The organism is Curtobacterium sp. PhB172, from assembly GCF_003752545.1.
In the GTDB taxonomy this organism is placed as follows: Bacteria; Actinomycetota; Actinomycetes; order Actinomycetales; family Microbacteriaceae; genus Curtobacterium.
Map to the genome: position 1 here is coordinate 402,796 of NZ_RKIF01000005.1, position 25,915 is coordinate 428,710.

General features: G+C 67.5%; 37 protein-coding genes. 36 read left to right on the forward strand and 1 reads right to left on the reverse strand.

Going from position 1 to position 25,915, the window contains the following annotated elements; translation table 11 throughout:
• Nucleotides 1-62 precede the first annotated feature (62 nt).
• The 29 genes from rpsL to map all read left to right on the forward strand — a co-directional run bounded on the left by rpsL (nt 63) and on the right by map (nt 19,624).
• Entirely contained in the window at nt 63-431 is a 369-nt protein-coding gene (gene rpsL / locus EDF42_RS02980; RefSeq protein WP_017885540.1) for a 30S ribosomal protein S12, read from the forward strand.
• Between the two features lie 5 nt (nt 432-436).
• Nucleotides 437-907 carry a 30S ribosomal protein S7 gene (gene rpsG / locus EDF42_RS02985; protein ID WP_055950927.1) on the forward strand — a complete coding sequence of 157 codons (471 nt, stop codon included), beginning with the start codon at nt 437-439 and terminating at the stop codon, nt 905-907.
• 87 nt (nt 908-994) lie between these two features.
• Entirely contained in the window at nt 995-3,112 is a 2,118-nt protein-coding gene (fusA, locus tag EDF42_RS02990; protein ID WP_111083473.1) for an elongation factor G, read from the forward strand.
• 147 nt (nt 3,113-3,259) lie between these two features.
• Nucleotides 3,260-4,447, forward strand: coding sequence for an elongation factor Tu (gene tuf, locus EDF42_RS02995; RefSeq protein ID WP_123293136.1), 1,188 nt, complete (start codon nt 3,260-3,262; stop codon nt 4,445-4,447).
• Between the two features lie 205 nt (nt 4,448-4,652).
• A complete protein-coding gene (locus tag EDF42_RS03000; protein ID WP_123293138.1) occupies nt 4,653-5,630 on the forward strand; it encodes a DNA topoisomerase IB in 978 nt (325 codons plus the stop codon).
• Between the two features lie 79 nt (nt 5,631-5,709).
• Nucleotides 5,710-6,537 (forward strand): DarT ssDNA thymidine ADP-ribosyltransferase family protein, encoded by an 828-nt coding sequence (locus EDF42_RS03005; protein WP_123293140.1) that lies wholly within the window; start codon nt 5,710-5,712, stop codon nt 6,535-6,537.
• 510 nt (nt 6,538-7,047) lie between these two features.
• Nucleotides 7,048-7,356, forward strand: a complete 309-nt coding sequence (gene rpsJ, locus EDF42_RS03010; protein WP_017885534.1) for a 30S ribosomal protein S10 — start codon at nt 7,048-7,050, stop codon at nt 7,354-7,356.
• A 12-nt stretch (nt 7,357-7,368) separates the two neighbouring features.
• Nucleotides 7,369-8,025, forward strand: coding sequence for a 50S ribosomal protein L3 (gene rplC / locus EDF42_RS03015; RefSeq protein WP_027466731.1), 657 nt, complete (start codon nt 7,369-7,371; stop codon nt 8,023-8,025).
• 2 nt (nt 8,026-8,027) lie between these two features.
• Nucleotides 8,028-8,687 (forward strand): 50S ribosomal protein L4, encoded by a 660-nt coding sequence (gene rplD, locus EDF42_RS03020; protein WP_111083469.1) that lies wholly within the window; start codon nt 8,028-8,030, stop codon nt 8,685-8,687.
• The gene (rplW, locus tag EDF42_RS03025) at nt 8,684-8,983 is read left to right on the forward strand and encodes a 50S ribosomal protein L23 (protein WP_111083468.1); all 300 of its coding nucleotides are present in this window, start codon (nt 8,684-8,686) and stop codon (nt 8,981-8,983) included. Before rplD ends, rplW begins: the two co-directional genes overlap by 4 nt.
• 18 nt (nt 8,984-9,001) lie before the next feature.
• Nucleotides 9,002-9,841 carry a 50S ribosomal protein L2 gene (gene rplB / locus EDF42_RS03030; RefSeq protein WP_111083467.1) on the forward strand — a complete coding sequence of 280 codons (840 nt, stop codon included), beginning with the start codon at nt 9,002-9,004 and terminating at the stop codon, nt 9,839-9,841.
• Nucleotides 9,842-9,852: 11 nt separating this feature from the next.
• Nucleotides 9,853-10,134, forward strand: a complete 282-nt coding sequence (gene rpsS / locus EDF42_RS03035; RefSeq protein WP_017885529.1) for a 30S ribosomal protein S19 — start codon at nt 9,853-9,855, stop codon at nt 10,132-10,134.
• A 25-nt stretch (nt 10,135-10,159) separates the two neighbouring features.
• Entirely contained in the window at nt 10,160-10,552 is a 393-nt protein-coding gene (rplV, locus tag EDF42_RS03040; RefSeq protein WP_111083466.1) for a 50S ribosomal protein L22, read from the forward strand.
• A complete protein-coding gene (rpsC, locus tag EDF42_RS03045; RefSeq protein WP_017885527.1) occupies nt 10,552-11,364 on the forward strand; it encodes a 30S ribosomal protein S3 in 813 nt (270 codons plus the stop codon). The genes rplV and rpsC overlap by 1 nt, the downstream gene beginning before the upstream one ends.
• A gap of 2 nt (nt 11,365-11,366) precedes the next feature.
• Nucleotides 11,367-11,786 (forward strand): 50S ribosomal protein L16, encoded by a 420-nt coding sequence (rplP, locus tag EDF42_RS03050; protein ID WP_111083465.1) that lies wholly within the window; start codon nt 11,367-11,369, stop codon nt 11,784-11,786.
• Nucleotides 11,786-12,106: a 50S ribosomal protein L29 gene (gene rpmC, locus EDF42_RS03055; RefSeq protein ID WP_111083464.1), complete on the forward strand. Its 321-nt coding sequence runs from the start codon at nt 11,786-11,788 to the stop codon at nt 12,104-12,106. Before rplP ends, rpmC begins: the two co-directional genes overlap by 1 nt.
• Complete coding sequence (gene rpsQ, locus EDF42_RS03060) at nt 12,106-12,390, forward strand: 30S ribosomal protein S17 (RefSeq protein ID WP_111083463.1); 285 nt, start codon at nt 12,106-12,108, stop codon at nt 12,388-12,390. Before rpmC ends, rpsQ begins: the two co-directional genes overlap by 1 nt.
• Nucleotides 12,391-12,421: 31 nt before the next feature.
• Entirely contained in the window at nt 12,422-12,790 is a 369-nt protein-coding gene (rplN, locus tag EDF42_RS03065) for a 50S ribosomal protein L14 (protein ID WP_111083462.1), read from the forward strand.
• 3 nt (nt 12,791-12,793) lie between these two features.
• Complete coding sequence (rplX, locus tag EDF42_RS03070; protein ID WP_111083461.1) at nt 12,794-13,153, forward strand: 50S ribosomal protein L24; 360 nt, start codon at nt 12,794-12,796, stop codon at nt 13,151-13,153.
• Nucleotides 13,153-13,746: a 50S ribosomal protein L5 gene (rplE, locus tag EDF42_RS03075; protein ID WP_111083460.1), complete on the forward strand. Its 594-nt coding sequence runs from the start codon at nt 13,153-13,155 to the stop codon at nt 13,744-13,746. The genes rplX and rplE overlap by 1 nt, the downstream gene beginning before the upstream one ends.
• A gap of 153 nt (nt 13,747-13,899) precedes the next feature.
• On the forward strand, nt 13,900-14,298 hold the full coding sequence (rpsH, locus tag EDF42_RS03080) for a 30S ribosomal protein S8 (RefSeq protein WP_017885519.1): 399 nt from the start codon (nt 13,900-13,902) through the stop codon (nt 14,296-14,298).
• Nucleotides 14,299-14,304: 6 nt separating this feature from the next.
• Nucleotides 14,305-14,841 carry a 50S ribosomal protein L6 gene (gene rplF / locus EDF42_RS03085; protein WP_111083459.1) on the forward strand — a complete coding sequence of 179 codons (537 nt, stop codon included), beginning with the start codon at nt 14,305-14,307 and terminating at the stop codon, nt 14,839-14,841.
• Nucleotides 14,842-14,843: 2 nt separating this feature from the next.
• The gene (rplR, locus tag EDF42_RS03090; RefSeq protein WP_031259041.1) at nt 14,844-15,218 is read left to right on the forward strand and encodes a 50S ribosomal protein L18; all 375 of its coding nucleotides are present in this window, start codon (nt 14,844-14,846) and stop codon (nt 15,216-15,218) included.
• Nucleotides 15,215-16,081 (forward strand): 30S ribosomal protein S5, encoded by an 867-nt coding sequence (rpsE, locus tag EDF42_RS03095; RefSeq protein ID WP_123339469.1) that lies wholly within the window; start codon nt 15,215-15,217, stop codon nt 16,079-16,081. The genes rplR and rpsE overlap by 4 nt, the downstream gene beginning before the upstream one ends.
• Entirely contained in the window at nt 16,081-16,266 is a 186-nt protein-coding gene (gene rpmD / locus EDF42_RS03100; protein ID WP_173168934.1) for a 50S ribosomal protein L30, read from the forward strand. The genes rpsE and rpmD overlap by 1 nt, the downstream gene beginning before the upstream one ends.
• On the forward strand, nt 16,263-16,727 hold the full coding sequence (gene rplO / locus EDF42_RS03105; protein ID WP_027466723.1) for a 50S ribosomal protein L15: 465 nt from the start codon (nt 16,263-16,265) through the stop codon (nt 16,725-16,727). The genes rpmD and rplO overlap by 4 nt, the downstream gene beginning before the upstream one ends.
• A gap of 147 nt (nt 16,728-16,874) precedes the next feature.
• Nucleotides 16,875-18,197, forward strand: a complete 1,323-nt coding sequence (secY, locus tag EDF42_RS03110) for a preprotein translocase subunit SecY (protein WP_111083457.1) — start codon at nt 16,875-16,877, stop codon at nt 18,195-18,197.
• Nucleotides 18,194-18,784 (forward strand): adenylate kinase, encoded by a 591-nt coding sequence (locus tag EDF42_RS03115; protein ID WP_123339470.1) that lies wholly within the window; start codon nt 18,194-18,196, stop codon nt 18,782-18,784. The genes secY and EDF42_RS03115 overlap by 4 nt, the downstream gene beginning before the upstream one ends.
• A 60-nt stretch (nt 18,785-18,844) precedes the next feature.
• Nucleotides 18,845-19,624, forward strand: coding sequence for a type I methionyl aminopeptidase (gene map, locus EDF42_RS03120; protein WP_243692395.1), 780 nt, complete (start codon nt 18,845-18,847; stop codon nt 19,622-19,624).
• Between the two features lie 223 nt (nt 19,625-19,847).
• On the opposite strand, the gene EDF42_RS03125 is transcribed toward map, so the two are convergent.
• On the reverse strand, nt 19,848-21,131 hold the full coding sequence (locus EDF42_RS03125) for an LCP family protein (protein ID WP_123339472.1): 1,284 nt from the start codon (nt 21,129-21,131) through the stop codon (nt 19,848-19,850).
• 293 nt (nt 21,132-21,424) lie between these two features.
• Here EDF42_RS03125 and infA point away from each other — a divergent pair, with 293 nt between their 5' ends.
• The 7 genes from infA to EDF42_RS03160 all read left to right on the forward strand — a co-directional run bounded on the left by infA (nt 21,425) and on the right by EDF42_RS03160 (nt 25,900).
• A complete protein-coding gene (infA, locus tag EDF42_RS03130; protein WP_017885509.1) occupies nt 21,425-21,646 on the forward strand; it encodes a translation initiation factor IF-1 in 222 nt (73 codons plus the stop codon).
• A gap of 70 nt (nt 21,647-21,716) precedes the next feature.
• Nucleotides 21,717-21,833 carry a 50S ribosomal protein L36 gene (rpmJ, locus tag EDF42_RS03135; protein WP_071276701.1) on the forward strand — a complete coding sequence of 39 codons (117 nt, stop codon included), beginning with the start codon at nt 21,717-21,719 and terminating at the stop codon, nt 21,831-21,833.
• 186 nt (nt 21,834-22,019) lie between these two features.
• Entirely contained in the window at nt 22,020-22,394 is a 375-nt protein-coding gene (gene rpsM, locus EDF42_RS03140; RefSeq protein ID WP_058728274.1) for a 30S ribosomal protein S13, read from the forward strand.
• Nucleotides 22,395-22,403: 9 nt separating this feature from the next.
• Complete coding sequence (rpsK, locus tag EDF42_RS03145) at nt 22,404-22,802, forward strand: 30S ribosomal protein S11 (protein WP_017885507.1); 399 nt, start codon at nt 22,404-22,406, stop codon at nt 22,800-22,802.
• Between the two features lie 190 nt (nt 22,803-22,992).
• The gene (locus EDF42_RS03150) at nt 22,993-23,988 is read left to right on the forward strand and encodes a DNA-directed RNA polymerase subunit alpha (protein ID WP_066656999.1); all 996 of its coding nucleotides are present in this window, start codon (nt 22,993-22,995) and stop codon (nt 23,986-23,988) included.
• Nucleotides 23,989-24,051: 63 nt separating this feature from the next.
• Nucleotides 24,052-24,621: a 50S ribosomal protein L17 gene (gene rplQ, locus EDF42_RS03155; protein WP_123671425.1), complete on the forward strand. Its 570-nt coding sequence runs from the start codon at nt 24,052-24,054 to the stop codon at nt 24,619-24,621.
• A 160-nt stretch (nt 24,622-24,781) separates the two neighbouring features.
• Nucleotides 24,782-25,900, forward strand: coding sequence for a hypothetical protein (locus EDF42_RS03160; protein ID WP_123339474.1), 1,119 nt, complete (start codon nt 24,782-24,784; stop codon nt 25,898-25,900).
• Nucleotides 25,901-25,915: the final 15 nt, after the last annotated feature.

Below are 25,915 nucleotides of genomic sequence, written 5' to 3' on the forward strand. Positions count from 1 at the left end.
GGGACGAGGAAGCCGGCGGATCGCGCCGGCCAGAGAGCACGAGCGAAGAACCAGGAGAACAGTTGCCTACTATTCAGCAGCTGGTTCGCAAGGGTCGTACGCCGAAGGTCACCAAGACCAAGGCGCCCGCCCTGAAGGCGAACCCCCAGCAGCGTGGTGTGTGCACCCGCGTCTACACCACCACCCCGAAGAAGCCGAACTCCGCACTGCGCAAGGTCGCTCGTGTGAAGCTCTCGAACGGCACCGAGGTCACGGCGTACATCCCCGGTGAGGGCCACAACCTCCAGGAGCACTCGATGGTGCTCGTCCGTGGCGGTCGTGTGAAGGACCTCCCCGGTGTGCGGTACAAGATCATCCGTGGCGCCCTGGACACCCAGGCCGTGAAGAACCGTAAGCAGGCTCGTAGCCGCTACGGCGCGAAGAAGGGTTGAGTTAGATGCCTCGTAAGGGTCCCGCTCCCAAGCGTCCCGTCGTCGCCGACCCGGTCTACGGTGCGCCGATCGTCAGCCAGCTCGTCAACAAGATCCTGCTCGACGGCAAGAAGGGCCTCGCCGAGCGCATCGTCTACGGTGCACTCGAGGGCGTCACTGCCAAGAACCAGCAGGATGCTGTCGTCACGCTCAAGAAGGCGCTCGACAACGTCCGTCCGACCCTCGAGGTCCGCAGCCGCCGTGTCGGTGGCTCGACCTACCAGGTCCCGGTCGAGGTCAAGCCGCACCGCGCGAACACCCTCGCGCTCCGCTGGCTGACCTCGTACGCCAAGGCCCGTCGCGAGAAGACGATGACCGAGCGTCTCATGAACGAGATCCTCGACGCGTCGAACGGTCTCGGTGCCGCGGTCAAGCGCCGCGAGGACACGCACAAGATGGCCGAGTCGAACAAGGCCTTCGCCCACTACCGCTGGTAGTCCCGGCACCGTCCGGGCACCGGTGGTCAAGAACCCCGGCGCCCGGACGGCCGCCAACCTCTCCTACAACTCTTCCGGAGGAACCCTGTGGCACAGGACGTGCTCACCGACCTGAACAAGGTCCGCAACATCGGCATCATGGCGCACATCGATGCCGGCAAGACCACGACGACCGAGCGCATCCTGTTCTACACGGGCATCACGCACAAGATCGGTGAGGTCCACGACGGCGCTGCCACGATGGACTGGATGGCGCAGGAGCAGGAGCGCGGCATCACGATCACGTCGGCCGCGACGACCTGCTTCTGGGACAACAACCAGATCAACATCATCGACACCCCCGGTCACGTGGACTTCACGGTCGAGGTGGAGCGTTCGCTCCGCGTCCTCGACGGTGCGGTCGCCGTCTTCGACGGCAAGGAGGGCGTCGAGCCCCAGTCCGAGACCGTGTGGCGTCAGGCGGACAAGTACAACGTCCCGCGCATCTGCTTCGTCAACAAGATGGACAAGCTCGGCGCGGACTTCTACTACACCGTCGACACGATCATCAACCGCCTCGGTGCGGAGCCCCTCGTGCTCCAGCTGCCGATCGGTTCGGAGAGCTCGTTCGAAGGCGTCGTCGACCTCGTCCAGATGCGTGCACTCACCTGGCGCGGCGACGCCAAGGGTGACGTCGCGATGGGTGCGAAGTACGAGATCGAAGAGATCCCGGCTGACCTGCAGGACCGCGCCGCCGAGTACCGCGAGAAGCTCATCGAGCGCGTGGCCGAGGCGGACGACGTCCTCATGGAGCGTTACCTCGAGGGCGACACCGACTTCTCGGTCGACGAGATCAAGGCCGCGATCCGCGCCCTCACCGTGAGCAGCACGCTCTACCCGGTGCTGTGCGGTTCCGCGTTCAAGAACCGCGGTGTCCAGCCGATGCTCGACGCCGTCATCGACTACCTCCCGTCCCCGCTCGACGTGCCGCCGATGATCGGCCACGACGTCAAGGACGAGGAGAAGGAGATCATCCGCAAGCCCGACGCGTCGGAGCCGTTCTCGGCTCTCGCGTTCAAGGTCGCGGTGCACCCCTTCTTCGGTCGCCTCACCTACGTCCGCGTGTACTCCGGCTCGATCGAGTCCGGCGCACAGGTCATCAACTCGACCAAGGGCAAGAAGGAGCGCATCGGGAAGATCTTCCAGATGCACTCCAACAAGGAGAACCCGGTCGCCAACGTGACCGCTGGCCACATCTACGCGGTCATCGGCCTCAAGGACACCACCACCGGTGACACCCTGTGTGACCCGACCAACCAGGTCGTCCTCGAGTCGATGACGTTCCCGGAGCCGGTCATCGAGGTCGCGATCGAGCCGAACACGAAGGCTGACCAGGAGAAGCTCTCCACGGCCATCCAGAAGCTCGCCGAAGAGGACCCGACGTTCCGCGTCGAGCTCAACGCCGAGACCGGTCAGACGACGATCAAGGGCATGGGCGAGCTCCACCTCGACATCCTCGTCGACCGCATGAAGCGCGAGTTCCACGTCGAGGCGAGCGTCGGCAAGCCCCAGGTGGCCTACCGCGAGACCCTCACGAAGATCGTCGAGCGCTACGACTACACCCACAAGAAGCAGACCGGTGGTTCCGGCCAGTTCGCGAAGGTGCAGATCGCGCTCGAGCCGATGGAGGTCACGAGCGAGAAGGTCTACGAGTTCGTCAACGCGACCTCCGGTGGCCGTGTCCCGCGCGAGTACATCCCCTCGGTCGACGCCGGTATCCAGGACGCCATGCAGGTCGGCATCCTCGCGGGCTACCCGACCGTCGGCGTGAAGGCCATCCTCAAGGACGGCGCGGCGCACGACGTCGACTCGTCCGAGATGGCGTTCAAGATCGCCGGTTCCATCGCCTACAAGGAAGCGGCCCGCAAGGCCGGTCCCGCGATCCTCGAGCCGATCATGGCCGTCGAGGTCCGTACTCCTGAGGAGTACATGGGCGACGTCATCGGTGACCTGAACTCCCGTCGTGGCCAGATCGCCTCGATGGAGGACGCCTCGGGCGTCAAGGTGGTCCGCGCGAGCGTGCCGCTGTCCGAGATGTTCGGCTACGTCGGCGACCTGCGGTCGAAGACCTCTGGTCGTGCGGTCTACTCGATGACCTTCGAGACCTACAGCCAGGTCCCGGCCAAGGTCGCCGAGGAGATCATCGCGAAGAACGCGGGGGAGTAGCGCTCAGCGCTTCTCCACAGGCGGGGGTGCCCGGCGACGGGCCCCTCGCCACCAAGTAAAGTACAGACACACACCGCGCATCAACGGTCGCGAGCCCATCCAGGGCCGGCCGGGGATGACGCTTCCGAGTCCTGAGGAGGACCCACAGTGGCCAAGGCCAAGTTCGAGCGCACCAAGCCGCACGTCAACATCGGAACCATCGGTCACGTCGACCACGGCAAGACCACGCTCACGGCGGCGATCACCAAGGTTCTGCACGACCAGTACCCGGACCTCAACGAGGCCCGTGACTTCGCGCAGATCGACAACGCTCCCGAGGAGCGCCAGCGCGGCATCACGATCAACATCTCGCACGTCGAGTACCAGACCGAGAAGCGTCACTACGCGCACGTCGACGCCCCCGGTCACGCCGACTACGTGAAGAACATGATCACGGGTGCGGCGCAGATGGACGGCGCGATCCTCGTGGTCGCCGCCACCGACGGCCCGATGCCCCAGACGCGTGAGCACGTGCTGCTCGCCCGCCAGGTCGGCGTCCCCTACATCGTCGTCGCGCTGAACAAGTCCGACATGGTGGACGACGAGGAGATCCTGGAGCTCGTCGAGCTCGAGGTCCGCGAGCTCCTCGGCTCGCAGCAGTTCGACGAGGACGCCCCCGTCGTGCAGGTCTCGGCGCTCAAGGCGCTCGAGGGCGACGAGAAGTGGGTCAAGTCGGTCCAGGAGCTCATGGCCCAGGTCGACGAGCACGTGCCGGACCCGGTGCGCGCCACCGACCAGCCCTTCCTGATGCCGATCGAGGACGTCTTCACGATCACCGGTCGTGGAACGGTCGTCACCGGTCGTGTCGAGCGTGGAACGCTCAACCTGAACGCCGAGGTCGAGATCGTCGGCATCCGCGCGACGCAGAAGACCACGGTCACGGGCATCGAGATGTTCCGCAAGCTGCTCGACCAGGCGGTCGCCGGTGACAACACCGGTCTGCTCATCCGTGGCCTCAAGCGCGAGGACGTGGAGCGCGGCCAGGTCGTCGTGAAGCCGGGTTCGGTCACGCCGCACACCGAGTTCCAGGCGAACTCCTACATCCTGACCAAGGAAGAGGGCGGGCGTCACAACCCGTTCTACGCGAACTACCGTCCGCAGTTCTACTTCCGCACCACGGACGTCACCGGCGTCATCACGCTGCCCGAGGGCACCGAGATGGTCATGCCCGGTGACACCGTCGCCATGACCGTCGAGCTGATCCAGCCGATCGCCATGGAAGAGGGCCTCCGTTTCGCCATCCGTGAGGGTGGTCGTACGGTCGGCGCCGGTACGGTCGAGAAGATCCTCAAGTAACTCCGGTTACCTGCTTCAGCGGGGTCGAGCCTTCGGGCTCGGCCCCGCTGTGTCGTTGCACCGGTCGACATGGCAGCGCTCGGAGCCACTGTCGGCCGCTCACGGCCCTGGCGGGCGGCGGACGGGAGGCCCGGGGTACGCCCGCCACGACGGCGTCCGTCCGCCCCGTACGGCGTCCCAGGCACCGGGGAGTTGGCTCGGCCGGGTGACTCGTCTGCGCCGTTCCACGACCTCCGGTCGTGGCTACCACCGTGTCCGGAGCGGCCGCGGCTTCTCGTACCGCGACCCCGACGGTGCGACCGTCACCGATGCTGCAGTGCGTCAGCGGCTCGAGGACCTCGTCATCCCGCCAGCGTGGGACGACGTCTGGATCTCGCCGTACGAGAACGGGCACGTCCTCGCGACCGGCATCGACGGAGCCGGACGCCGCCAGTACATGTACCACCCGTCGTGGCGCGAACGGATGGACCGGATCAAGTACGACCGGGCGCTCGCCCTCGCCGAGTCCCTGCCGGTCGCACGGCGCGGGGTCACGCAGGACCTCCGACGACCGGAACCCGATCGCCGCCGAGCGCTGGCCGCAGCGTTCCGGATGCTCGACCAGGGATCGCTGCGGGTCGGTTCGGAGCGGTACGCCAGCGAGCACGGCAGCCGCGGACTGTCGACCCTGCTGTGCGCGCACGCCCACGTCTCCGGTGACGACATCGAGCTCGACTTCCCCGGCAAGAGCGGGCAGGAGTGGTCGTCGTCGATCCACGACGCGGACCTCGCGACCGTGATCGCCGGCATGAAGCGCCGCGGGCCGAACGCTCGACTGCTGTCGTTCCGCGAACGCCGCGGTGACGAGTGGGAGCCGCTGTCAGCCGAGGACATCAACGCCTACGTCAAGGAGCGTGCGGGTGACGACTTCACGGCGAAGGACTTCCGTACCCTGCACGGCACGGTGGCCGCCGCCGTCGACCTGGCGCAGACCGGTCCGCTGTCCTCGCAGGCGAAGCGGAAGCGTGCGGTGTCCCATGCCGTGAAGGCCGCGAGCGACGAGCTCGGCAACACCCCGACGGTGTGCCGGCAGAGCTACATCGACCCGCGGCTGCTCGATGCCTACGAGCACGGCGAGACCATCGATCCGGCCCGGATCCACGCCGCCGAGTCCGAGGTACGGGCACTGCTCTACCGACAATGACCCCGGGAGCGTCCGGATGACGTAGCGTTGGTCGACGTGCCGGACCACCCCACACGGCACGGAAGGACCCACAACAGTCGTGACTGACGAGTGCATCCACGGTTTCCCCACCGAGCTCTGCGACATCTGCGCGCCCCGGCAGCGTGAGGAGTCGGCGATCCCAGCCGCTCCGGCGCCACGGCGGACCCGCATCACCACCAACCTGCGCGTCGACCCGCCGGCCTCCGGCCCCGGGACGTCGCTGCGTTCACCGACGTCGCTCCGGTCGTCGTCGGCCGACCTGCCCGAGGCTCGTGTGTTCGCGTCGCTGCGTGCGCACCACGTGACCCACATCGACAACCTCGACGGCATCGTCGGGTCCGGCGCCATCCTGGCGGCCGACCAGGCGGAGCCCGCCGTCGACGTCAGCAGCCCCGAGACCCGAGCCGCACGCGCCGAGGCCGAGGCGCCCGACGGCAGCACCATCGCGAGCCACGTGCCGTTCACCCTGTCGCCGGATGCCGTCCGGTGGGACGAACTCCGCACCGGCGCCGTCGGGGAGCGGTGGTCCGACGCTGCCCGACGCACGCGCGCGGTGGACTACGTCGTGCTCGTCGTCCCGGTCTCGGCGTTCGGTGACTCGGTGGTCGTCGCCGACCAGGACGCCGACGCCGACGACGTCCGGTTCGCCGTCGGCCCCGACGCCGGGACGAACCTGATCCGCCGCACCGACTTCTCCGACCCCGAGATGCTCGGACTCGAGCTCCTCGCGGGGCCGAGCGTGCCGTTCTCGTCCGTCGCGGTGATCGGTGTCCCGAACGACAAGGCCCGTCAGACGGTCCGTGCGGTGCTCGCCGACCACGGCGGCCACGCGCCGCGCGTGGCGGTCTTCCCGCCGTGGTTCGTCCCTCCGGTGACGGCCGAGTAGACGTCTCCACGAGCGCCCTCCGGACCATGTCCGGAGGGCGCTCCGCGTTGCGGCGGCGACCCGTGCCTCCAGGCCGTCCGATCCGCGTGGATCCGGGGAAGCGAGCCGGTGTCGACACGCCCGGCACATCGCGACACGCCCGGGTTGCACGTGGGCTCGGGACATGCGAGACTTGTCCGGTTCCGAATTCCCCGCGGGTGCGAGTCCGCAGGATCACTGCTCTGGCAGTGCACAACCCCCCTGTTCAGCAGGGCTGGGTTGGGCCGCAGGCAGCAGAACACGACTCCCCGAGGTCATGACGGACGCGACACTGTTGCGCCCGGAGTGCGAGGAAGTCGATTGCCCACGCTGGACGGCCAAGGTCGCCCGCGCGGTTGACAGGTGAACAGCGGTCATCCCCAGCGGATGCGGCCGGTTGGTTCAGGAAAACAGCACGGTCTGCAGCAATGCGGAGCCGAGCGGCGTCAGGCGGCCTGCGGGTGCGCGGCGCAGAGAGAGGACAAGAGACACATGGCGGGACAGAAGATCCGCATCCGGCTCAAGTCGTATGACCACGAGGTCATCGACACGTCGGCCCGGAAGATCGTCGACACGGTGACCCGTGCCGGTGCAACCGTGGTCGGCCCGGTGCCACTCCCCACCGAGAAGAACGTGATCGCAGTGATCCGTTCCCCTCACAAGTACAAGGACTCGCGCGAGCACTTCGAGAAGCGCACGCACAAGCGGGTCATCGACATCGTCGACCCGACGCCGAAGGCCGTTGACTCGCTCATGCGACTCGACCTGCCGGCAGACGTCAACATCGAGATCAAGCTGTAAGGGGGCTGACCAATGGCGAACTCAACCAAGACCGTCAAGGGCCTCCTCGGCAAGAAGCTCGGGATGACCCAGGTGTGGGACGAGAACAACAAGTTCATCCCCGTCACCGTGATCGAGGTCGGCCCGAACGTGGTCACCCAGATCCGCAACGCTGAGCGCGACGGCTACGAGGCGATCCAGATCGCCGCCGGTGCCATCGACCCGCGCAAGGTCAACAAGCCGGCCGCTGGCCACTTCGAGGCCGCTGGCGTGACCCCGCGTCGCACCCTCACCGAGATCCGGACCAACGACTCCGCTGAGTACACGCTCGGCCAGGAGCTCACCGTGGACGGCACGTTCACGGCGGGCCAGAAGGTCGACGTCGTCGGTACCTCCAAGGGCAAGGGCTTCGCCGGTGTCATGAAGCGCCACGGCTTCCACGGCGTCGGCGCCTCGCACGGTGCACACCGCAACCACCGCAAGCCCGGCTCGATCGGTGCTTCCTCGACCCCGTCGCGTGTCTTCAAGGGCATGCGCATGGCCGGTCGTATGGGTGGCGACCGCGTGACCGTCCTCAACCTCACGGTGCACGCCGTCGACGCCGAGAAGGGTCTGCTGCTCGTCAAGGGCGCCGTCCCCGGTGCTCGTGGCCGCTCCGTCTTCGTCCGCACCGCCGTGAAGGGTAAGTGATCATGGCCACCACGACCGCAACCACGATCGACGTCCTCGACGCATCGGGTGTCAAGTCCGGCACCGTCGAGCTGCCCGCAGCTCTCTTCGACGTCGAGACCAACGTCCCGCTGATCCACCAGGTCGTCACCGCGCAGCTCGCAGCCGCGCGTCAGGGCACCCACAAGACCAAGAACCGCGGCGAAGTCCGCGGTGCCGGTCGCAAGCCGTTCAAGCAGAAGGGCACCGGCCGCGCCCGTCAGGGTTCCGTCCGTGCTCCCGAGCACACCGGTGGTGGCGTCGTCCACGGACCGACCCCCCGCGACTACTCGCAGCGCACCCCCAAGAAGATGATCGCCGCAGCGCTGCTCGGCTCGCTCTCGGACCGCGCCCGCGGTGGCCGCATCTCGGCTGTCGACGGCTTCGTCGAGGCCGATGTGCCGTCGACCAAGGTCGCTCGCACGCTCCTCGAGAAGGTCGCGCCCGTCAAGCACGTGCTGATCGTGCTCGAGTCGAACGACGAGCTGACGCTCAAGTCGATCCGCAACCTGCCGAACGTCCACGCGCTCTCGTACGGCCAGCTGAACGCCTACGACGTCCTCAAGTCGGACGCCGTCGTCTTCAGCAAGAGCGCCCTCGACGCCTTCATCGCGTCGAAGACCGCGAAGGAGATCACCGCATGAGCGGCTTCAACAAGGACCCGCGCGACGTCATCATCTCGCCGGTCGTCTCGGAGAAGAGCTACGCGCTCATCGACCAGGGCAAGTACACGTTCATCGTGGACCCCCGTTCGAACAAGACCGAGATCAAGCTCGCCATCGAGAAGATCTTCGAAGTCAAGGTCGCGAGCATCAACACGCTGAACCGCCCGGGCAAGACCCGTCGCACCAAGTTCGGTCTCGGCAAGCGCAAGGACACCAAGCGCGCCATCGTGACGCTCAAGTCCGGTTCGATCGACATCTTCACGGCTGTCGGCTGAGGACCAGAGGGATAAATCATGGCTATTCGTAACTACAAGCCGACGACCCCCGGTCGTCGCGGCTCGTCGGTCGCCGACTTCGCTGAGATCACCCGTTCGACTCCGGAGAAGTCCCTGCTTCGTCCGCTGCCGAAGACCGGTGGTCGCAACAGCTCCGGCCGCATCACCACGCGTCACATCGGTGGTGGCCACAAGCGCCAGTACCGCGTGATCGACTTCCGTCGCTCCGACAAGGACGGCGTGGACGCCAAGGTCGCTCACATCGAGTACGACCCCAACCGCACTGCGCGCATCGCGCTCCTGCACTACGTGGACGGCACGAAGCGGTACATCATCGCGCCGAACAAGCTCAAGCAGGGCGACGTCATCGAGCAGGGCCCCGGCGCCGACATCAAGCCCGGTAACAACCTGCCGCTGCGCAACATCCCCGTGGGTACCGTCGTGCACGCCATCGAGCTCCGCCCCGGTGGCGGCGCGAAGATGGCCCGCTCGGCTGGCGCCTCGGTGCGTCTCGTCGCCAAGGACGGCCCCTACGCGCAGCTCCGTCTGCCGTCGGGCGAGGTCCGCAACGTCGACGCACGCTGCCGTGCCACGATCGGCGAGGTCGGCAACGCCGAGCAGTCGAACATCAACTGGGGCAAGGCCGGCCGCATGCGCTGGAAGGGCGTCCGCCCGACCGTGCGTGGTGTCGCGATGAACCCGGTCGACCACCCCCACGGTGGTGGCGAGGGCAAGACCTCCGGTGGTCGTCACCCGGTCAGCCCCTGGGGTCAGGCCGAGGGTCGCACGCGCAAGCCGAACAAGCCGAGCGACAAGCTCATCGTCCGTCGCCGTAACGCCGGCAAGAAGCGCAAGTAGGAGTTCAGAAGATGCCACGCAGTCTGAAGAAGGGCCCCTTCGTCGACGAGCACCTGCTCCGCAAGGTCGTCACGCAGAACGAGGCCAACACCAAGAACGTGATCCGTACCTGGTCGCGACGGTCGATGATCGTCCCGAACATGCTCGGTCACACCATCGCGGTGCACGACGGCCGCAAGCACATCCCGGTGTTCGTCACCGAGTCGATGGTCGGTCACAAGCTCGGCGAGTTCGCGCCGACCCGCACCTTCCGTGGTCACGTGAAGGACGACAAGAAGGGCCGTCGCCGCTAACGCGGGGACGCAGAGGAGGAACGAAATGGTGGAGTCGATCGCACGCGTGCGACACATCCGCGTCACGCCTCAGAAGGCCCGTCGCGTCATCGAGCTGATCCGCGGCAAGCAGGCCCACGAGGCGCTCGCCATCCTGAAGTTCGCCCCGCAGGGCGCTTCGGAGCCCGTGTACAAGCTGGTCGCCTCGGCGATCGCGAACGCCCGGGTGAAGGCTGACTCGACGAACAGCTTCCTCGACGAGCGCGACCTCTACGTGAGCCGTGTCTTCGTCGACGAGGGAACGACCCTGAAGCGGTTCCAGCCGCGCGCCCAGGGCCGGGCCTTCCGCATCAACAAGCGCACCAGCCACATCACGGTCGTCCTCGCGACGCCGGAAGAGGCCGAGGCTGCCGCGACGAGCAAGAAGGCGAGCAACTAATGGGCCAGAAGGTCAACCCGTACGGCTTCCGTCTCGGGATCACGACGGACCACGTCTCGCACTGGTTCACCGACAGCAAGAAGGCCGGTCAGCGCTACGCCGACTACGTGGCCGAGGACATCAAGGTGCGCGAGTACCTGAAGAAGACCCTCGACCGCGCCGGTGTTGCTCGCATCGAGCTCGAGCGCACCCGTGACCGTGTCCGCGTGGACATCCACACGGCGCGTCCGGGCATCGTCATCGGCCGCCGCGGCGCCGAGGCGGAGCGCGTTCGCGGTGAGCTCGAGAAGCTCACCAAGAAGCAGATCCAGCTGAACATCCTCGAGGTCAAGAACCCCGAGACCGAGGCCCAGCTCGTCGCGCAGGGCATCGCCGAGCAGCTCTCCGCTCGTGTCGCGTTCCGTCGCGCCATGCGCAAGGGCCTGCAGGGTGCACAGCGCGCCGGCGCCAAGGGTGTCCGCATCCAGGTGTCGGGCCGTCTCGGCGGCGCCGAGATGTCCCGTTCGGAGTTCTACCGCGAAGGCCGTGTGCCGCTGCACACCCTCCGCGCGAACATCGACTACGGCTTCTACGAGGCCCGGACCACGTTCGGCCGCATCGGCGTGAAGGTCTGGATCTACAAGGGCGACATCACGAACAAGGAGCTCGCTCGCGAGCAGGCGAACCAGCGTTCGTCGCGCCCCGAGCGTCGTGGCGGCCCGCGCGGTGAGCGTGGCGACCGTGGCGGCGACCGTCGTGGCGGCGACCGCGGTGACCGCCGCCCGCAGCAGGCCCCGCAGGACGCGCCGGCCGGCGCAGGAGTTGAGGCGTAACCATGCTTATTCCCCGTCGAGTCAAGCACCGTAAGCAGCACCACCCGAAGCGTTCGGGTCAGGCAACCGGTGGTACCAAGGTCAGCTTCGGCGACTACGGCATCCAGGCCCTCACCCCGGCGTACGTGACCAACCGTCAGATCGAGTCCGCTCGTATCGCCATGACGCGTCACATCAAGCGTGGCGGCAAGGTCTGGATCAACATCTACCCGGACCGTCCGCTCACGAAGAAGCCGGCTGAGACCCGCATGGGTTCCGGTAAGGGCTCGCCCGAGTGGTGGGTCGCCAACGTCAAGCCGGGTCGTGTGCTCTTCGAGCTCTCCGGCGTCACCGAGGACATCGCCCGTGAGGCGCTGACCCGTGCAATCCACAAGCTGCCCCTCAAGGCACGCATCATCAAGCGCGAGGAGGGCGACGCATAATGGCGATCGGTTCCAAGGAGCTCCGTCCGACGGAGCTCGACACGTTCGAGAACGAGCGTCTCGCTGACGAGCTGAAGAAGGCCAAGGAGGAACTCTTCAACCTCCGCTTCCAGTCGGCCACCGGCCAGCTGGAGAGCCACGGTCGTCTCCGTGCCGTCAAGCGCGACATCGCTCGCATCTACACCGTCCTCCGCGAGCGCGAGCTCGGCATCCGTGCCACTCCCGCGCCCGTCGAGACCGCCACCAAGGCCAAGAAGACGACGAAGAAGGCTGACAAGCCGGCTGAGTCGACCGAGGCCGAGACCGCCGAGGAGAAGTAATGGCGAACGAAGAGAAGACCTCCGCCGCCCTCACTCGCGGCTACCGCAAGACGCGTCGCGGCTACGTGACCAGCGACAAGATGGACAAGACCATCGTGGTCGAGGTCGAGGACCGCGTGAAGCACGCGCTCTACGGCAAGATCATCCGTCGCACGTCCAAGGTGAAGGCCCACGACGAGCTCGGCACCGCTGGTGTCGGCGACCTCGTCGTGATCAGCGAGACCCGTCCCCTCAGCGCTTCCAAGCGCTGGCGCCTGGTCGAGATCCTCGAGAAGGCCAAGTAGGCCTCGGCCTGCTTCGGAATAGGAGACAGCAGTGATTCAGCAGGAATCCCGCCTGAAGATCGCCGACAACACGGGTGCCAAGGAGATCTTGACCATCCGCGTGCTCGGTGGTTCGGGTCGTCGCTACGCCGGTCTCGGTGACGTCATCGTCGCCACGGTGAAGGACGCCATCCCCGGCGGCAACGTGAAGAAGGGTGACGTCGTCAAGGCGGTCATCGTTCGCACCAAGAAGGAGACCCGTCGTCAGGACGGCTCCTACATCAAGTTCGACGAGAACGCGGCAGTGATCCTCAAGGCCGACGGCGACCCGCGCGGTACGCGCATCTTCGGTCCGGTCGGTCGCGAGCTCCGTGACAAGAAGTTCATGAAGATCATCTCGCTCGCGCCGGAGGTGCTGTAAGCCATGGCGAACATCAAGAAGGGTGACCTCGTCCAGGTCATCACGGGCGCGACGCAGGAGCGTGGCGGCGACCGTGGCAAGCAGGGCAAGGTCATCGAGGTCCTCAAGGACAAGCAGCGCGTCGTCGTCGAGGGCGTGAACTTCGTCACGAAGCACGTCCGCGTCGGCCAGACCCAGCGCGGCTCGAAGACGGGTGGCATCGAGAAGCACGAAGCCTCGATCCACGTGTCCAACGTCGCCCTCGTCGACCCGAAGACGAAGAAGCCGACCCGCGTCGGCTTCCGTACCGAAGAGGTGGAGAAGGGCGGGGTCAAGAAGACCGTCCGTGTCCGCTACGCCAAGAAGTCAGGTGAAACGCTCTGATGACTGACACGACTGCAACGACTGAGGCCCCCAAGGCCCAGCCGCGCCTCAAGCAGAAGTACAAGGACGAGATCAAGGCCACGCTCACCGAGCAGTTCGGCTACGCGAACGTCAACCAGGTCCCCGGCCTGGTCAAGGTCGTCGTGAACACCGGTGTCGGCGAGGCCGCTCGCGACTCGAAGATCATCGAAGGGGCCATCAAGGACCTCACGGCGATCACGGGTCAGAAGCCCCAGGTCAACATCGCTCGCAAGTCCATCGCGCAGTTCAAGCTGCGCGAGGGTCAGGCGATCGGTGCGCACGTCACCCTCCGTGGTGACCGCGCCTGGGAGTTCCTCGACCGCCTGATCTCCCTCGCACTGCCCCGCATCCGCGACTTCCGCGGTCTCAGCGACAAGCAGTTCGACGGGAACGGCAACTACACGTTCGGTCTCTCGGAGCAGTCCGTGTTCCACGAGATCGACCAGGACCGCATCGACCGTGTCCGCGGCTTCGACATCACTGTCGTCACCACCGCGAAGACGGACGACGAGGGACGCGCGCTGCTCCGTCAGCTCGGCTTCCCGTTCCGCTCCAACGAGCAGACGGTCTAAACTACTTCGGGCGGTGCGGGCCGGAGGATTCACGTCCTCCGGCCCGCACGCACGAACACACCGATCCTGGGGAACCGCCCCGGGATCACTCGATCGCTCAGGTCGGCATTCGTGGAACGGGTGTCGAAACCAGGCGAGAAATGGACGAACATCATGACGATGACCGATCCGGTCGCAGACATGCTGACCAGATTGCGGAACGCGAACTCCGCGCACCACGACGCCGTCGCGCTCCCGAGCTCCAAGCTCAAGAAGAACATCGCCGACATCCTCAAGCGTGAGGGCTACATCAGCGAGTGGAAGGTGGAGGACGCCCGAGTCGGGCAGACCCTCACCATCGACCTGAAGTACGGCCCCGAGCGCGAGCGTTCGATCGCCGGCATCAAGCGCGTGTCGAAGCCGGGCCTCCGGGTCTACGCGAAGTCGACGGAGATCCCCCAGGTCCTCGGTGGCCTCGGCGTGGCGATCCTCTCGACCTCGTCCGGCCTGCTGACCGACCGCGAAGCCGAGCAGAAGGGCGTGGGTGGGGAAGTCCTCGCCTACGTGTGGTGATCGACAATGTCACGAATCGGACGTCTTCCCATCGACATCCCCGCCGGCGTGACCGTCTCCGTTGACGGTCAGAGCGTGGCGGTCAAGGGCCCGAAGGGCGAGCTCGCGCTCGTCATCGCGGAGCCCATCCAGGCCAAGGTCGAGGAGAACCAGGTTCTCGTCACCCGTCCGGACGACGAGCGCGAGTCGCGTTCGCTCCACGGCCTGACCCGTACCCTCATCGCCAACAACATCATCGGCGTGACCCAGGGCTACACCAAGGGCCTCGAGGTCGTCGGCACCGGTTACCGCGTGCAGGCGAAGGGCTCGAACCTCGAGTTCGCGCTCGGGTACTCCCACTCGATCACGGTCGAGCCGCCCGCGGGCATCAGCTTCGCGGTCGAGGGCAACAACAAGGTCACGGTCGCCGGCATCGACAAGCAGGCAGTCGGCGAAGTGGCGGCGAACATCCGGAAGCTCCGGAAGCCCGAGCCGTACAAGGGCAAGGGTGTCCGTTACGCCGGCGAGAACGTGCGCCGCAAGGCCGGAAAGTCAGGTAAGTGATCATGGGACTCCTCAAGACACGAGGCAAGAGCAAGGCGGCCGCCAAGGCGCGTCGTCACAACCGTCTCCGCAAGAAGATCACCGGCACCGAGGCTCGTCCCCGTCTCGCCGTCACCCGCTCGTCGCGTCACGTGTTCGTGCAGGTCATCGACGACGCGAAGGGTCACACCCTCGCAAGCGCCTCGACGATGGAGGCAGACCTCCGCTCGTTCGACGGCGACAAGACCGCCAAGGCCCGTCGCGTCGGTGAGCTCCTCGCCGAGCGCGCGAAGTCGGCTGGCGTCGAGGCCGTGGTCTTCGACCGCGGTGGCAGCAAGTACGCCGGTCGCGTCGCCGCGATCGCCGATGGTGCCCGTGAAGGAGGGCTGAACCTGTGAGCGACAACGCGAACACCAACGAAGACGCCAAGACCGAGGCCGTCGAGGCCACGGACGCCGTCGAGACCACCGAGGCGAGCACGGAGGCCACCGAGGCCACCGCTGAGGGCACCGAGGCAACTGCTGAGGGCACCGAGGCAGCCGCTGAGGGCACCGACACCGCCGCGAAGGGCAAGGAGGCGGAGGCACCTGCCGTCGCCGAGCGTCCCGTCGAGACCGCTGCCGGTTCCGCATCGAACAACCGCGACTCCGCTGACAACCGTGGCCGTCGTGGTGGCGGTCGTGACCGTCAGCAGGGCCGCGACCGCAACAACCGCGGTGGCGACAGCCAGTTCCTCGAGCGCGTGGTGACCATCAACCGCGTGTCGAAGGTCGTCAAGGGTGGTCGTCGCTTCAGCTTCACGGCGCTCGTCGTCGTCGGTGACGGCAACGGCCTCGTGGGCGTCGGCTACGGCAAGGCCAAGGAGGTCCCCACGGCGATCTCCAAGGGTGTCGAAGAGGCGAAGAAGAACTTCTTCCGCGTCCCCCGCGTCGGCAACACCATCCCGCACCCCGTGCAGGGTGAAGCCGCTGCTGGCGTCGTCCTCCTGCGTCCGGCCGGCCCGGGTACCGGTGTCATCGCCGGTGGTCCCGTCCGCGCCGTGCTCGAGTGCGCGGGCATCCACGACGTCCTGAGCAAGTCGCTCGGTTCGTCGAACACCATCAACATCGTGCACGCGACCGTCGAGGCTCTGAAGCAGCTCGAGGAGCCCCGCGCCGTCGCGAGCCGTCGTGGCCTCGACGTCGAGCGGGTCGTCCCGGCTCGTCTGCTCCAGGCCGAGGCTGCAGCACTGCGTGCCGCGACCGAGAAGGCAGGTGCGTGATGGCGACGCTGAAGATCACGCAGATCAAGTCCGTTATCAGCGAGAAGCAGTACCAGCGCGACACGCTCCGCAGCCTGGGTCTCAAGCGCATCGGCCGTACGGTCGAGCGTGAGGACAACGCCCAGAACCGCGGGTACATCGCAACGGTGGCGCACCTCGTGAAGGTCGAGGAGGTCGACGCATGAGCGACGAGAAGAACGAGCGCGTGCAGGTGCTGAAGCTGCACCACCTCCGCCCCGCAGAGGGCGCCAAGAAGGACCGCACCCGTGTGGGTCGCGGTGAGGGCTCGAAGGGCAAGACCGCTGGGCGTGGTACCAAGGGCACGAAGGCCCGTTACCAGGTCCGGGTCGGCTTCGAGGGTGGGCAGATGCCGCTGCACATGCGCACCCCGAAGCTCCGCGGGTTCAAGAACCCGTTCCGGGTCGAGTACCAGGTCGTGAACCTGGACAAGATCTCGGAGCTCTACCCCGATGGTGGCGACGTCACCGTGGCGGGCCTGGTCGCCAAGGGCGCCGTCCGCAAGAACGAGAAGGTCAAGGTTCTCGGTCAGGGTGACATCACCGTGAAGATCACGGTCACGGTCGACAAGGTCTCGGCGTCCGCCGCCGAGAAGATCGTGGCTGCTGGCGGCACCGTCTCCCAGTAACCCCCGTCGGCGGCCCGTGCGTTTGCGCACGGGCCGCCGTTACGGTTTCCTTGACAGTGGCCGGCATCCGCCAGCCTGGTCGGCCCTGCCGACCGACACCGGAACGGCCGCGATCGACGGCCCCGGTCCCAGAAGTTCGGAGTCCTCGTGTTCAGAGCGGTCGCGCGCATCATGCGCACCCCTGATCTTCGCAAGAAGATCGGCTTCACCCTCGCGATCATCGCGCTGTTCCGCCTCGGGTCGTACATCCCGGCACCGTTCGTCGACTACGCGGCCGTGCAGAGCTGTCTCGCCAGCGCCTCGTCGTCCGGCGGTCTCTACGACCTGATCAACCTGTTCTCCGGCGGCGCGCTGCTGAAGCTCTCGGTCTTCGCGCTCGGCATCATGCCGTACATCACGTCGTCGATCATCGTGCAGCTCCTGCGCGTGGTCATCCCGCACTTCGACTCCCTCTACAAGGAGGGCCAGTCCGGTCAGGCGAAGCTGACGCAGTACACGCGCTACCTCACGATCGCGCTGGGCGTGCTGCAGTCCACCACCCTGATCACGGTCGCCCGCTCAGGTGCCCTCTTCGGAACGAACGCGTCGTCCTCCTGCTCGTCGATCATCTCGAACGACAGCTGGTACGCGATCATGCTGATGGTCGTCACCCTGACCGCCGGTACCGGCCTCATCATGTGGATGGGCGAGCTCGTCACCGAGCGCGGCATCGGCAACGGCATGTCGCTCCTCATCTTCACGTCGATCGCGGCGCAGTTCCCGTCGGCGCTCTGGGCCATCGAGCAGTCGCAGTCGTTCGAGCTCTTCCTGTTCGTCATCCTGGTCGGACTGGTCATCATGATGGCCGTCGTGTTCGTCGAGCAGTCACAGCGGCGGATCCCGGTGCAGTACGCCAAGCGCATGGTCGGCCGGCGCACGTACGGCGGCAACAACACGTACATCCCGATCAAGGTGAACATGGCCGGCGTCGTGCCCGTCATCTTCGCGTCGTCGCTGCTCTACCTGCCGGCCCTGGTCGCGCAGTTCAACAAGCCCTCGGACGGCTCCGAGCCCGCAGCGTGGGTCACCTGGATCGAGAACAACCTCGTCTCCGGCGACAACCTGTTCTACATGGTGCTGTACTTCCTGCTCATCGTCGGGTTCACGTACTTCTACGTGGCGATCACCTTCAACCCCGAAGAGGTCGCCGACAACATGAAGAAGTACGGCGGGTTCATCCCCGGCATCCGTGCCGGTCGTCCGACCGCCGAGTACCTCGACTACGTCCTCACCCGGGTGACGCTGCCCGGCTCGCTCTACCTCGGTTTCATCGCGCTCATCCCGCTGGCAGCACTGGCGCTGTTCGGCGCGAACCAGAACTTCCCGTTCGGTGGCGCGAGCATCCTGATCATCGTGGGTGTCGGTCTCGAGACCGTGAAGCAGATCGACTCGCAGCTGCAGCAGCGTCACTACGAAGGGCTTCTCCGTTGAGCGCACGTCTCATCATCGTCGGACCCCCCGGAGCGGGGAAGGGCACCCAGGCCGGACGGATCGCCGAGTCCTTCGGGATCCCGGCCGTCTCGACGGGCGACATCTTCCGCAAGAACGTCGCAGAGGGCACGCCGCTCGGTGTGCAGGCCAAGGCGATCATGGACGCCGGCGACTACGTGCCGGACTCCCTGACGAACGAGCTCGTGAAGTCCCGCCTGAACGAGGCGGACGCTGCCGAGGGGTTCCTGCTCGACGGGTACCCGCGCACGGTCGGACAGGTCGAGTACCTCGACGCGCTGCTCGCTGAGCAGGGCACCGGCATCGACGCGGTCGTGCAGCTCGTCGCCGACCAGGACGAGCTCGTCGGCCGGCTGCTCAAGCGCGCCGAGCAGCAGGGCCGCAGCGACGACAACGAGGAGACGATCCGTCGTCGCCAGCAGGTCTACACCGAGCAGACCGCTCCGATCGTCGGTGCCTACGGCGAACGCGGCCTCGTGCTCGACGTCGACGGCCTCGGCGCGATCGACGAGGTCGGCGACCGCATCCAGGCCGCGCTGTCGGCTCGCGGGCTGACCGCGGGCGTCTGACCCGGCGTGGTCCGTTTCCGCAAGCCCTCGATCTACAAGACGCCGGACGAGCTCCGCTCCATGGTGCGCCCCGGGTTGCTGACCGCTGAGGCGCTCGACGCAGTGCGTGCGGCGATCCGTCCCGGCATCACGACGGGTGAGCTCGACGCGATCGCCGAGCGGACGATCCGCGACGGCGGCGGGATCCCGAACTTCCAGCTCGTGCCGGGCTACCGGCACACGCTGTGCGTGTCCGTGAACGACGAGATCGTGCACGGCATCCCCGGTGACCGCGTGCTCGCTCCCGGTGACATCGTGTCGGTGGACGCCGGTGCCGAGGTCGACGGCTGGAACGGCGACAGCGCGTTCACCACGGTCGTCCCCGGTGGTGACGCCGAGGTGTCCGCAGCGCGCCAGACCCTCTGCGACACCACGGAGCGATCGCTCTGGCACGGCATCGCGGCGCTCGCCCACGCGAAGAACCTGCACGAGGTCGGTTCCGCGGTCGAGGACGCCATCGACGAGACCGGTGCCTGGGGCATCGTCGAGGACTACACGGGGCACGGCATCGGTCGCTCCATGCACGAGGACCCGCCGGTCTTCAACTACCGCGTCCGCGGTGCCGGTCCGGCGGTGAAGCCCGGCCTGGTGGTGGCCATCGAGCCGATGGTCACCGCGGGCACGATCGACAGCTCGACGGACGACGACGACTGGACCGTCCGCACGATGGACGGCAAGGACGCCGCGCACTGGGAGCACAGCGTCGCGGTGCACGCCGACGGCGTGTGGGTCCTGACGGCCGCCGACGGCGGCGCTGCGGGCCTGGCCCCGCTGGGCGTGACGCCCGTCCCGATCCCGTAGGACGGGCCTCCAGTCCGACACGCCACTGCCGGCCGTGCACCCCGACCGGGAGGCTCGGCGCGGCTCCGTCGCGCAGCGCGCGCCTGGCGGTCCCACGTCCACGGCCGCGCGAGACGCCGTCGTCGTGCGGAGACGCCGGCAAGACGCCGAGACGCCGTCGGATTCGGCGGCGTCTCGTGCGTTCGGGGGTGTCGTGCCAGGACGACGGCGTCTCGCGACGCGGTCAGTTGCCGACGGAGCAGGTCTGCTCGGAGGCGCTCTGTCCGGTGATCGACGAGGGCAGCGGGGTCGACGTCGCCGTACTCGTGGCGGACGAGCTCGCCGAGGACGAGGTGCCCGATGGTGCCCCGCTCGACGCCGACGACGACGTGTCGGACGGCGTGGTGCCGGTCGACGGTGCCGTCGTCGCGGCGCCCCCGGCGGTCGGCGACTCCTCTGACGCGCGCCCGGTGCTCGAGTCGCTCAGCGAGGACTTCACGTCGTTCTGCAGCGCCACGTTGAGCGTGTGGGCGGTCTCCTGGTCGACGATCACCCGCGCGCTGTCGTCGGGGTCGTCGGCGACGGGGTACTGCACGAAGAGCATGTTGGCGGTGCTCATGCCGCGCAGTGCGGAAGCGAGGCCGACGAGGGTGCGGGTCTGGGCCAGGCCGTCGGACAGCGTCATGTTCGACAGGGCTGCGCCGGCGAGCTTGTAGAGCGTGATGGGGTTCGACAGGGTGCCGTCGGAGGTGACCTTGCGGAGCAGCGCCGACAGGAACACCTGCTGCGAGCTGATCCGGGCCAGATCGCTGCCGTCGCCGACGCCGTGGCGGGTGCGCAGGAACGCGAGGGCGTCGGAGCCCTCGAGGTTGTGCGAGCCGGCGGTGAGGTGCAGGCCGGTGAAGGTGTCATCGATGGGCTCCGCGACGCAGACGTCGACGCCGCCCAGGGCGTTCGACATCTCGATCACGCCGTCGAAGGTGATGAGACCGGCGTAGGGGATGCTGAGGCCGGTGAGGTTCTCGACGGTGTCGACGACGCACGAGACGCCGCCGTTGCCGAGTGCCGTGTTGAACATCGCCGAGGTCGACGCGGGGTACGTCGTGCCGGTCGCGGGGTTCGTGCACGCGGGGATCGGGACCATCAGGTCGCGGGGGAAGCTGACCGCGGTGAGCTGCTGGTGGTCCTGCGAGACGTGGATGAGCATCGTGACGTCGTTGCGGGCGCCCTCGACGTCCTCGTCGGAGTCGAACTGGCCGACGCGGGTGTCGCTGCCGATGAGCAGGATGTTCGCGCCGCCCTTGATGGCCGTGATGTCGGCGGTCTTCGCGGTGCTCTGGTCGTCGGTGCTGAGCTGCACGGTCTGCGGCGCGGTCGCCAGCTGGGCGCCGGCGATGGCGGCGACGCTCGTCCCGCTCACGAGCACGACGGCCAGCGCCGAGGCCACGACGGTCACCAGCGTGGTCCAGCCGCGACGGCGGGCCTGCTTGCCGTGTGCGGCGAAGGGGCGTCGTCTGGCGTCGGGCACGTGGTCTCCGTTCGGTGGTCCGCGCGGGGTACTGGGCGGCGGACGTGGCTGCGGAGCAACGCTACGGTCCGGGCGGGGGCGTCGGCCCTGAGCGCGCCGTCAAACCACTGTGGAACACTCAGGCACGCCCCCGGAAGCCCCAGGTGAGGGGGCGTGCCGAGCGCGCACTTGGCAATTGCGGGTTTACCACATAGGATCGATCTTTGGTGTGTCATGCCCTCTCGGGTGTGGCGACCGACCCGCAGACCGGTTCGGGGATCACACCTGTTCCACAACCAAGCGACAGTGAGGCTATGGCCAAGAAAGACGGCGTCATCGAGATCGAAGGCTCGGTGCTCGAAGCTCTGCCCAACGCGATGTTCCGCGTTGAGCTGACGAACGGACACAAGGTCCTCGCGCACATCTCCGGGAAGATGCGCCAGCACTACATCCGCATCCTCCCCGAGGACCGCGTGATCGTGGAGCTGAGCCCGTACGACCTGACCCGCGGCCGGATCGTCTACCGCTACAAGTGATCCGCGAGCTGGAAAGGAACGGCTCGGCAATCCTGCCGCGCACGAAGCCAGCGAGCACGAGGAAAGAACAATGAAGGTCAACCCCAGCGTCAAGCCCATGTGCGAGCACTGCCGAGTGATCCGCCGCAAGGGCCGCGTCATGGTGATCTGCAAGAGCAACCCGCGTCACAAGCAGCGCCAGGGCTAGTCCCGGGCGCGTGACCGGCGCCGACGCTGTCCCTCGGACAGCAGGCTGCTCGAGCACGACCCACAACTGAAGATCGACAACGCAGTACCAGAACCCGGTCGCACGACGACCGGGGGACACCTCGGGTCGGAGGCCCGGGCACCGGTACTGCTCCACACCTCCATCGACAACAGGAGCAGCCATCACATGGCACGTCTAGCAGGCGTCGACATCCCGCGCGAGAAGCGCGTGGAGATCGCACTCACGTACATCTACGGCGTCGGCCGTACCCGCGCGGTCCAGGCACTCGCCGAGACCGGTATCTCCGGTGACATCCGCGTCAAGGACCTGACCGACGACCAGCTCGTCGCCCTCCGTGACTTCATCGAGGGCAACTTCAAGGTGGAGGGTGACCTCCGCCGCGAGGTGGCAGCCGACATCCGTCGCAAGGTCGAGATCGGTAGCTACGAGGGTCTTCGCCACCGTCGTGGTCTCCCGGTGCGCGGTCAGCGCACCAAGACCAACGCGCGTACCCGCAAGGGACCGAAGCGCACCGTGGCAGGCAAGAAGAAGGCTCGATAGGAGACCCCGATGGCTACCCCCAAGACTGCCGCGCGCAAGCCGCGCCGCAAGGAGAAGAAGAACGTCGCAGTGGGCCAGGCCCACATCAAGAGCACGTTCAACAACACGATCGTCAGCATCACCGACCCGTCGGGTGCCGTCCTCAGCTGGGCGTCCTCGGGTGCCGTGGGCTTCAAGGGTTCGCGCAAGTCGACGCCGTTCGCGGCGCAGCTCGCCGCCGAGTCCGCTGCGCGTCAGGCGCAGGAGCACGGCGTCAAGAAGGTCGACGTCTTCGTGAAGGGTCCGGGTTCGGGCCGCGAGACCGCGATCCGTTCGCTCCAGGCCGCTGGCCTCGAGGTCGGTTCGATCAACGACGTCACTCCGCAGGCGCACAACGGTTGCCGCCCGCCGAAGCGTCGTCGCGTCTGACGCGAGGAGCAACCGGCCGCGCCCTGCTCGTCCCCTGACGGGGTCGGGCAGGGCCCGCGGCCATTCCTGGTCGTTCGATCGCGCACATCGGTGCGCGTGATCACAACTCAACAGACCCGTCGGGGCCCACGCGGCCCCGTCGTACCGCCAAGTGTCATATAGCGGACACTTCGCCGAAAGGAATCCCACAGTGCTCATTGCACAGCGCCCCACCCTGACCGAGGAGTCGATCTCCGAGCACCGCTCGCGCTTCGTCATCGAGCCGCTCGAGCCGGGCTTCGGTTACACCCTCGGCAACTCGCTGCGCCGCACGCTCCTCTCCTCGATCCCCGGCGCGGCTGTCACCAGCATCCGCATCGACGGTGTCCTCCACGAATTCAGCACCGTTCCCGGTGTGAAGGAAGACGTCACCGAGATCATCCTCAACATCAAGAGCCTCGTCGTCTCCAGCGAGCACGACGAGCCGATCACCGCGTACCTGCGCAAGCAGGGTGCCGGTCAGGTCACCGCAGCGGACATCTCCGCTCCGGCCGGCGTCGAGATCCACAACCCGGACCTCGTCATCGCGACCCTGAACGACACCGCGCGGTTCGAGCTCGAGCTCACGATCGAGCGCGGCCGTGGCTACGTCTCGGCCACGCAGAACCGTTCCGAGTTCTCCGAGGCCGGTCAGATCCCGATCGACTCGATCTACTCGCCGGTCCTCAAGGTCACCTACCGCGTCGAGGCGACGCGTGCCGGTGAGCGCACGGACTTCGACCGCCTGGTCGTCGACGTCGAGTCGAAGCCGGCGATCACGCCGCGCGACGCCATCGCGTCGGCCGGTCGCACGCTGGTCGAGCTGTTCGGGCTCGCTCGCGAGCTCAACACGGCCGCAGAGGGCATCGAGATCGGCCCCGCGCCGGTCGACGCTGTCCTGTCGAACGAGCTGCAGACCCCGATCGAGGACCTCGACCTGTCGGTCCGCAGCTACAACTGCCTGAAGCGCGAGGGCATCAACACGGTGTCCGAGCTCGTCGCCCTGTCGGAGACGCAGCTCATGAACATCCGCAACTTCGGTCAGAAGTCGGTGGACGAGGTCAAGGACAAGCTCACCGAGCTCGGCCTGTCCCTCAAGGACACCGTCCCCGGATTCGACGGCGCCCACTTCTACAGCGGGTACGACGAGGACGAGTCCAACAACTGATCTCGCGCTCACGCGCAAGCGCGCTGACACCGCGCGCACCACTTTCACCACTGGAGAACTGACATGCCGAAGCCCACCAAGGGCCCCCGCCTCGGTGGCGGTCCCGCTCACGAGCGCCTGCTCCTGAGCAACCTCGCCAACGCCCTCTTCACGCACGGTCGCATCACGACCACCGAGACGAAGGCCAAGCGCCTCCGTCCGGTCGCCGAGCGGCTCATCACGTTCGCGAAGCGCGGCGACCTGCACGCTCGTCGTCGGGTCATCGCGACCCTGCGCGACAAGTCCGTCGTGCACACGCTGTTCACGGAGATCGCCCCGCAGGTCGAGGACCGTCAGGGCGGCTACACCCGCATCACGAAGCTCGGCTTCCGCAAGGGCGACAACGCCCCGCTGGCGTCGATCGAGCTCGTCCTCGAGCCGGTGGCGGGCACGCCCGCCCCGGTGAAGCGCACCGCGGCTCCGGCCGCCGCCGCTCCGGTCGAGGAGCCGGCCGCCGACGAGACCACCGAGGAGGCCCCGGTCGAGGAGACCGAGACCACCGAGGAGTCCGCGCCGGTCGAGTCGGAGACCGAGACCGAGGCTGCCGCCGAGGTCGAGGCCGACGCCGCCGAGAAGAGCGACGACACCAAGTAGGACCCCGCGTCACCACGACGAAGCCCCCGCGACCCAGGTCGCGGGGGCTTCGTCGCGTTCGAGAGCGCTCCCCCTGCACCCCGACGTCCGGAGAACGCAGGACCGTCGCCTTCCCAGTGCGTGCCCCGTAGCGTGTCCGCCCGACAGGGAGAGTCACCACATGGAGTTCCAACACATCGCGGGCGTCGGTCGCCGCGCGTGGCGGTGGAGCCGCACGTCCGGCACACAGCCGCGACTGCTGCACGCAGCCAAGGCCGCCGGCGCCGCGGCACTGGCCTGGTTCATCGCCAGGCACGTGCCCGGGGTCGCGTCCGACTACCCGTACTACGCACCGCTCGGGGCGATCGTCGCGATGCAGACGACGGTCTACGCGGGGCTGCGCAACGGCATCCAGACGCTCGTCGGCATCCTGCTCGGCATCGCCGTCGCGGGCTTCACGATGCTCGTGGGCGACCCGGGGATCCTCGCCGTGGCCCTGGCTGTCGGCGTCGGCGTGCTCGTCGGCGGGTTCCGGGTGCTCGGCGAGGGCAGCACCTGGGTCTCGACGGCGGCGTTGTTCGTGCTGCTCGTCGGCGGGGCGAACGCCGAGGGCTACTCGTTCGGGTACCTGGTGCAGATGGGCGTCGGCGTCGTCGTCGGGCTGCTCGTGAACTTCCTGGTGTTCCCACCGCTGCACTTCTGGGACGCCGAACGTCGGATCGACGAGGTGAACGCCGTGTTGGCCGAGCACCTCGAGGGGCTCGCGCGCGTGCTGGAGACCGGCAAACGCGACGAGGACGCCTGGAACCGGCAGCAGGACAAGCTCGACCGTGCGATCGCCGACGTGCGCGCGCGGGTGTCCGTCGCGCACGAGAGCCGGAAGATCAACCCTCGCGGGGCGCTCCGCGGGTCACGGGCCCGGCTCCAGCAGGACGGGGCACGCTTCCGCGCGCTCGAACGGGTCGCCTGGTACACGACGGACCTCACCGAGCTCGTCGCCCGGTCGGGTCCGGTGTCGGCGAACATCGGGCGTCCGGATCCGGCGTTCACCGAGCCCCTCACGGAGGCGCTCCGTCAGCTCGCGTGCATGATCCGCGGGGAGTGCCCCGAGGACGAAGGCGACAAGGCGATCGAGCGACTCGAGCAGGCGCTCGACGCTTCGCGCGAGAACCCCTCGCACGTCGCGGTGACGGCGTCCGCGCTCGTGGCGCTCCGCGGCATCGTGGAGTCCGAGCGCCGTGCGACGGACAACCTCGACACCCGCACGGGGCCGTCGGCGTTCCACCGTCCGCGCGGCTGACACGAGGACGCCGTG

Bases quoted from the DNA above. Each gene is read 5' to 3' on its own strand.
- rpmD (WP_173168934.1), top strand. From the start codon at position 16,081: ATGGCGACGCTGAAGATCACGCAGATCAAGTCCGTTATCAGCGAGAAG.
- rplP (WP_111083465.1), top strand. From the start codon at position 11,367: ATGCTTATTCCCCGTCGAGTCAAGCACCGTAAGCAGCACCACCCGAAG.
- rpsC (WP_017885527.1), top strand. From the start codon at position 10,552: ATGGGCCAGAAGGTCAACCCGTACGGCTTCCGTCTCGGGATCACGACG.
- rplC (WP_027466731.1), top strand. From the start codon at position 7,369: ATGGCGAACTCAACCAAGACCGTCAAGGGCCTCCTCGGCAAGAAGCTC.
- rpmC (WP_111083464.1), top strand. From the start codon at position 11,786: ATGGCGATCGGTTCCAAGGAGCTCCGTCCGACGGAGCTCGACACGTTC.
- rpsJ (WP_017885534.1), top strand. From the start codon at position 7,048: ATGGCGGGACAGAAGATCCGCATCCGGCTCAAGTCGTATGACCACGAG.
- rpsS (WP_017885529.1), top strand. From the start codon at position 9,853: ATGCCACGCAGTCTGAAGAAGGGCCCCTTCGTCGACGAGCACCTGCTC.
- rplB (WP_111083467.1), top strand. From the start codon at position 9,002: ATGGCTATTCGTAACTACAAGCCGACGACCCCCGGTCGTCGCGGCTCG.
- rpsG (WP_055950927.1), top strand. From the start codon at position 437: ATGCCTCGTAAGGGTCCCGCTCCCAAGCGTCCCGTCGTCGCCGACCCG.
- rplO (WP_027466723.1), top strand. From the start codon at position 16,263: ATGAGCGACGAGAAGAACGAGCGCGTGCAGGTGCTGAAGCTGCACCAC.
- EDF42_RS03160 (WP_123339474.1), top strand. From the start codon at position 24,782: ATGGAGTTCCAACACATCGCGGGCGTCGGTCGCCGCGCGTGGCGGTGG.
- infA (WP_017885509.1), top strand. From the start codon at position 21,425: ATGGCCAAGAAAGACGGCGTCATCGAGATCGAAGGCTCGGTGCTCGAA.
- rpsK (WP_017885507.1), top strand. From the start codon at position 22,404: ATGGCTACCCCCAAGACTGCCGCGCGCAAGCCGCGCCGCAAGGAGAAG.
- rpsM (WP_058728274.1), top strand. From the start codon at position 22,020: ATGGCACGTCTAGCAGGCGTCGACATCCCGCGCGAGAAGCGCGTGGAG.
- rplX (WP_111083461.1), top strand. From the start codon at position 12,794: ATGGCGAACATCAAGAAGGGTGACCTCGTCCAGGTCATCACGGGCGCG.
- rplR (WP_031259041.1), top strand. From the start codon at position 14,844: ATGGGACTCCTCAAGACACGAGGCAAGAGCAAGGCGGCCGCCAAGGCG.
- map (WP_243692395.1), top strand. From the start codon at position 18,845: ATGGTGCGCCCCGGGTTGCTGACCGCTGAGGCGCTCGACGCAGTGCGT.
- rplV (WP_111083466.1), top strand. From the start codon at position 10,160: ATGGTGGAGTCGATCGCACGCGTGCGACACATCCGCGTCACGCCTCAG.
- rplW (WP_111083468.1), top strand. From the start codon at position 8,684: ATGAGCGGCTTCAACAAGGACCCGCGCGACGTCATCATCTCGCCGGTC.
- rplD (WP_111083469.1), top strand. From the start codon at position 8,028: ATGGCCACCACGACCGCAACCACGATCGACGTCCTCGACGCATCGGGT.
- rplQ (WP_123671425.1), top strand. From the start codon at position 24,052: ATGCCGAAGCCCACCAAGGGCCCCCGCCTCGGTGGCGGTCCCGCTCAC.
- rplF (WP_111083459.1), top strand. From the start codon at position 14,305: ATGTCACGAATCGGACGTCTTCCCATCGACATCCCCGCCGGCGTGACC.
- rpsQ (WP_111083463.1), top strand. From the start codon at position 12,106: ATGGCGAACGAAGAGAAGACCTCCGCCGCCCTCACTCGCGGCTACCGC.
- rplE (WP_111083460.1), top strand. From the start codon at position 13,153: ATGACTGACACGACTGCAACGACTGAGGCCCCCAAGGCCCAGCCGCGC.
- rpsH (WP_017885519.1), top strand. From the start codon at position 13,900: ATGACGATGACCGATCCGGTCGCAGACATGCTGACCAGATTGCGGAAC.
- rpmJ (WP_071276701.1), top strand. From the start codon at position 21,717: ATGAAGGTCAACCCCAGCGTCAAGCCCATGTGCGAGCACTGCCGAGTG.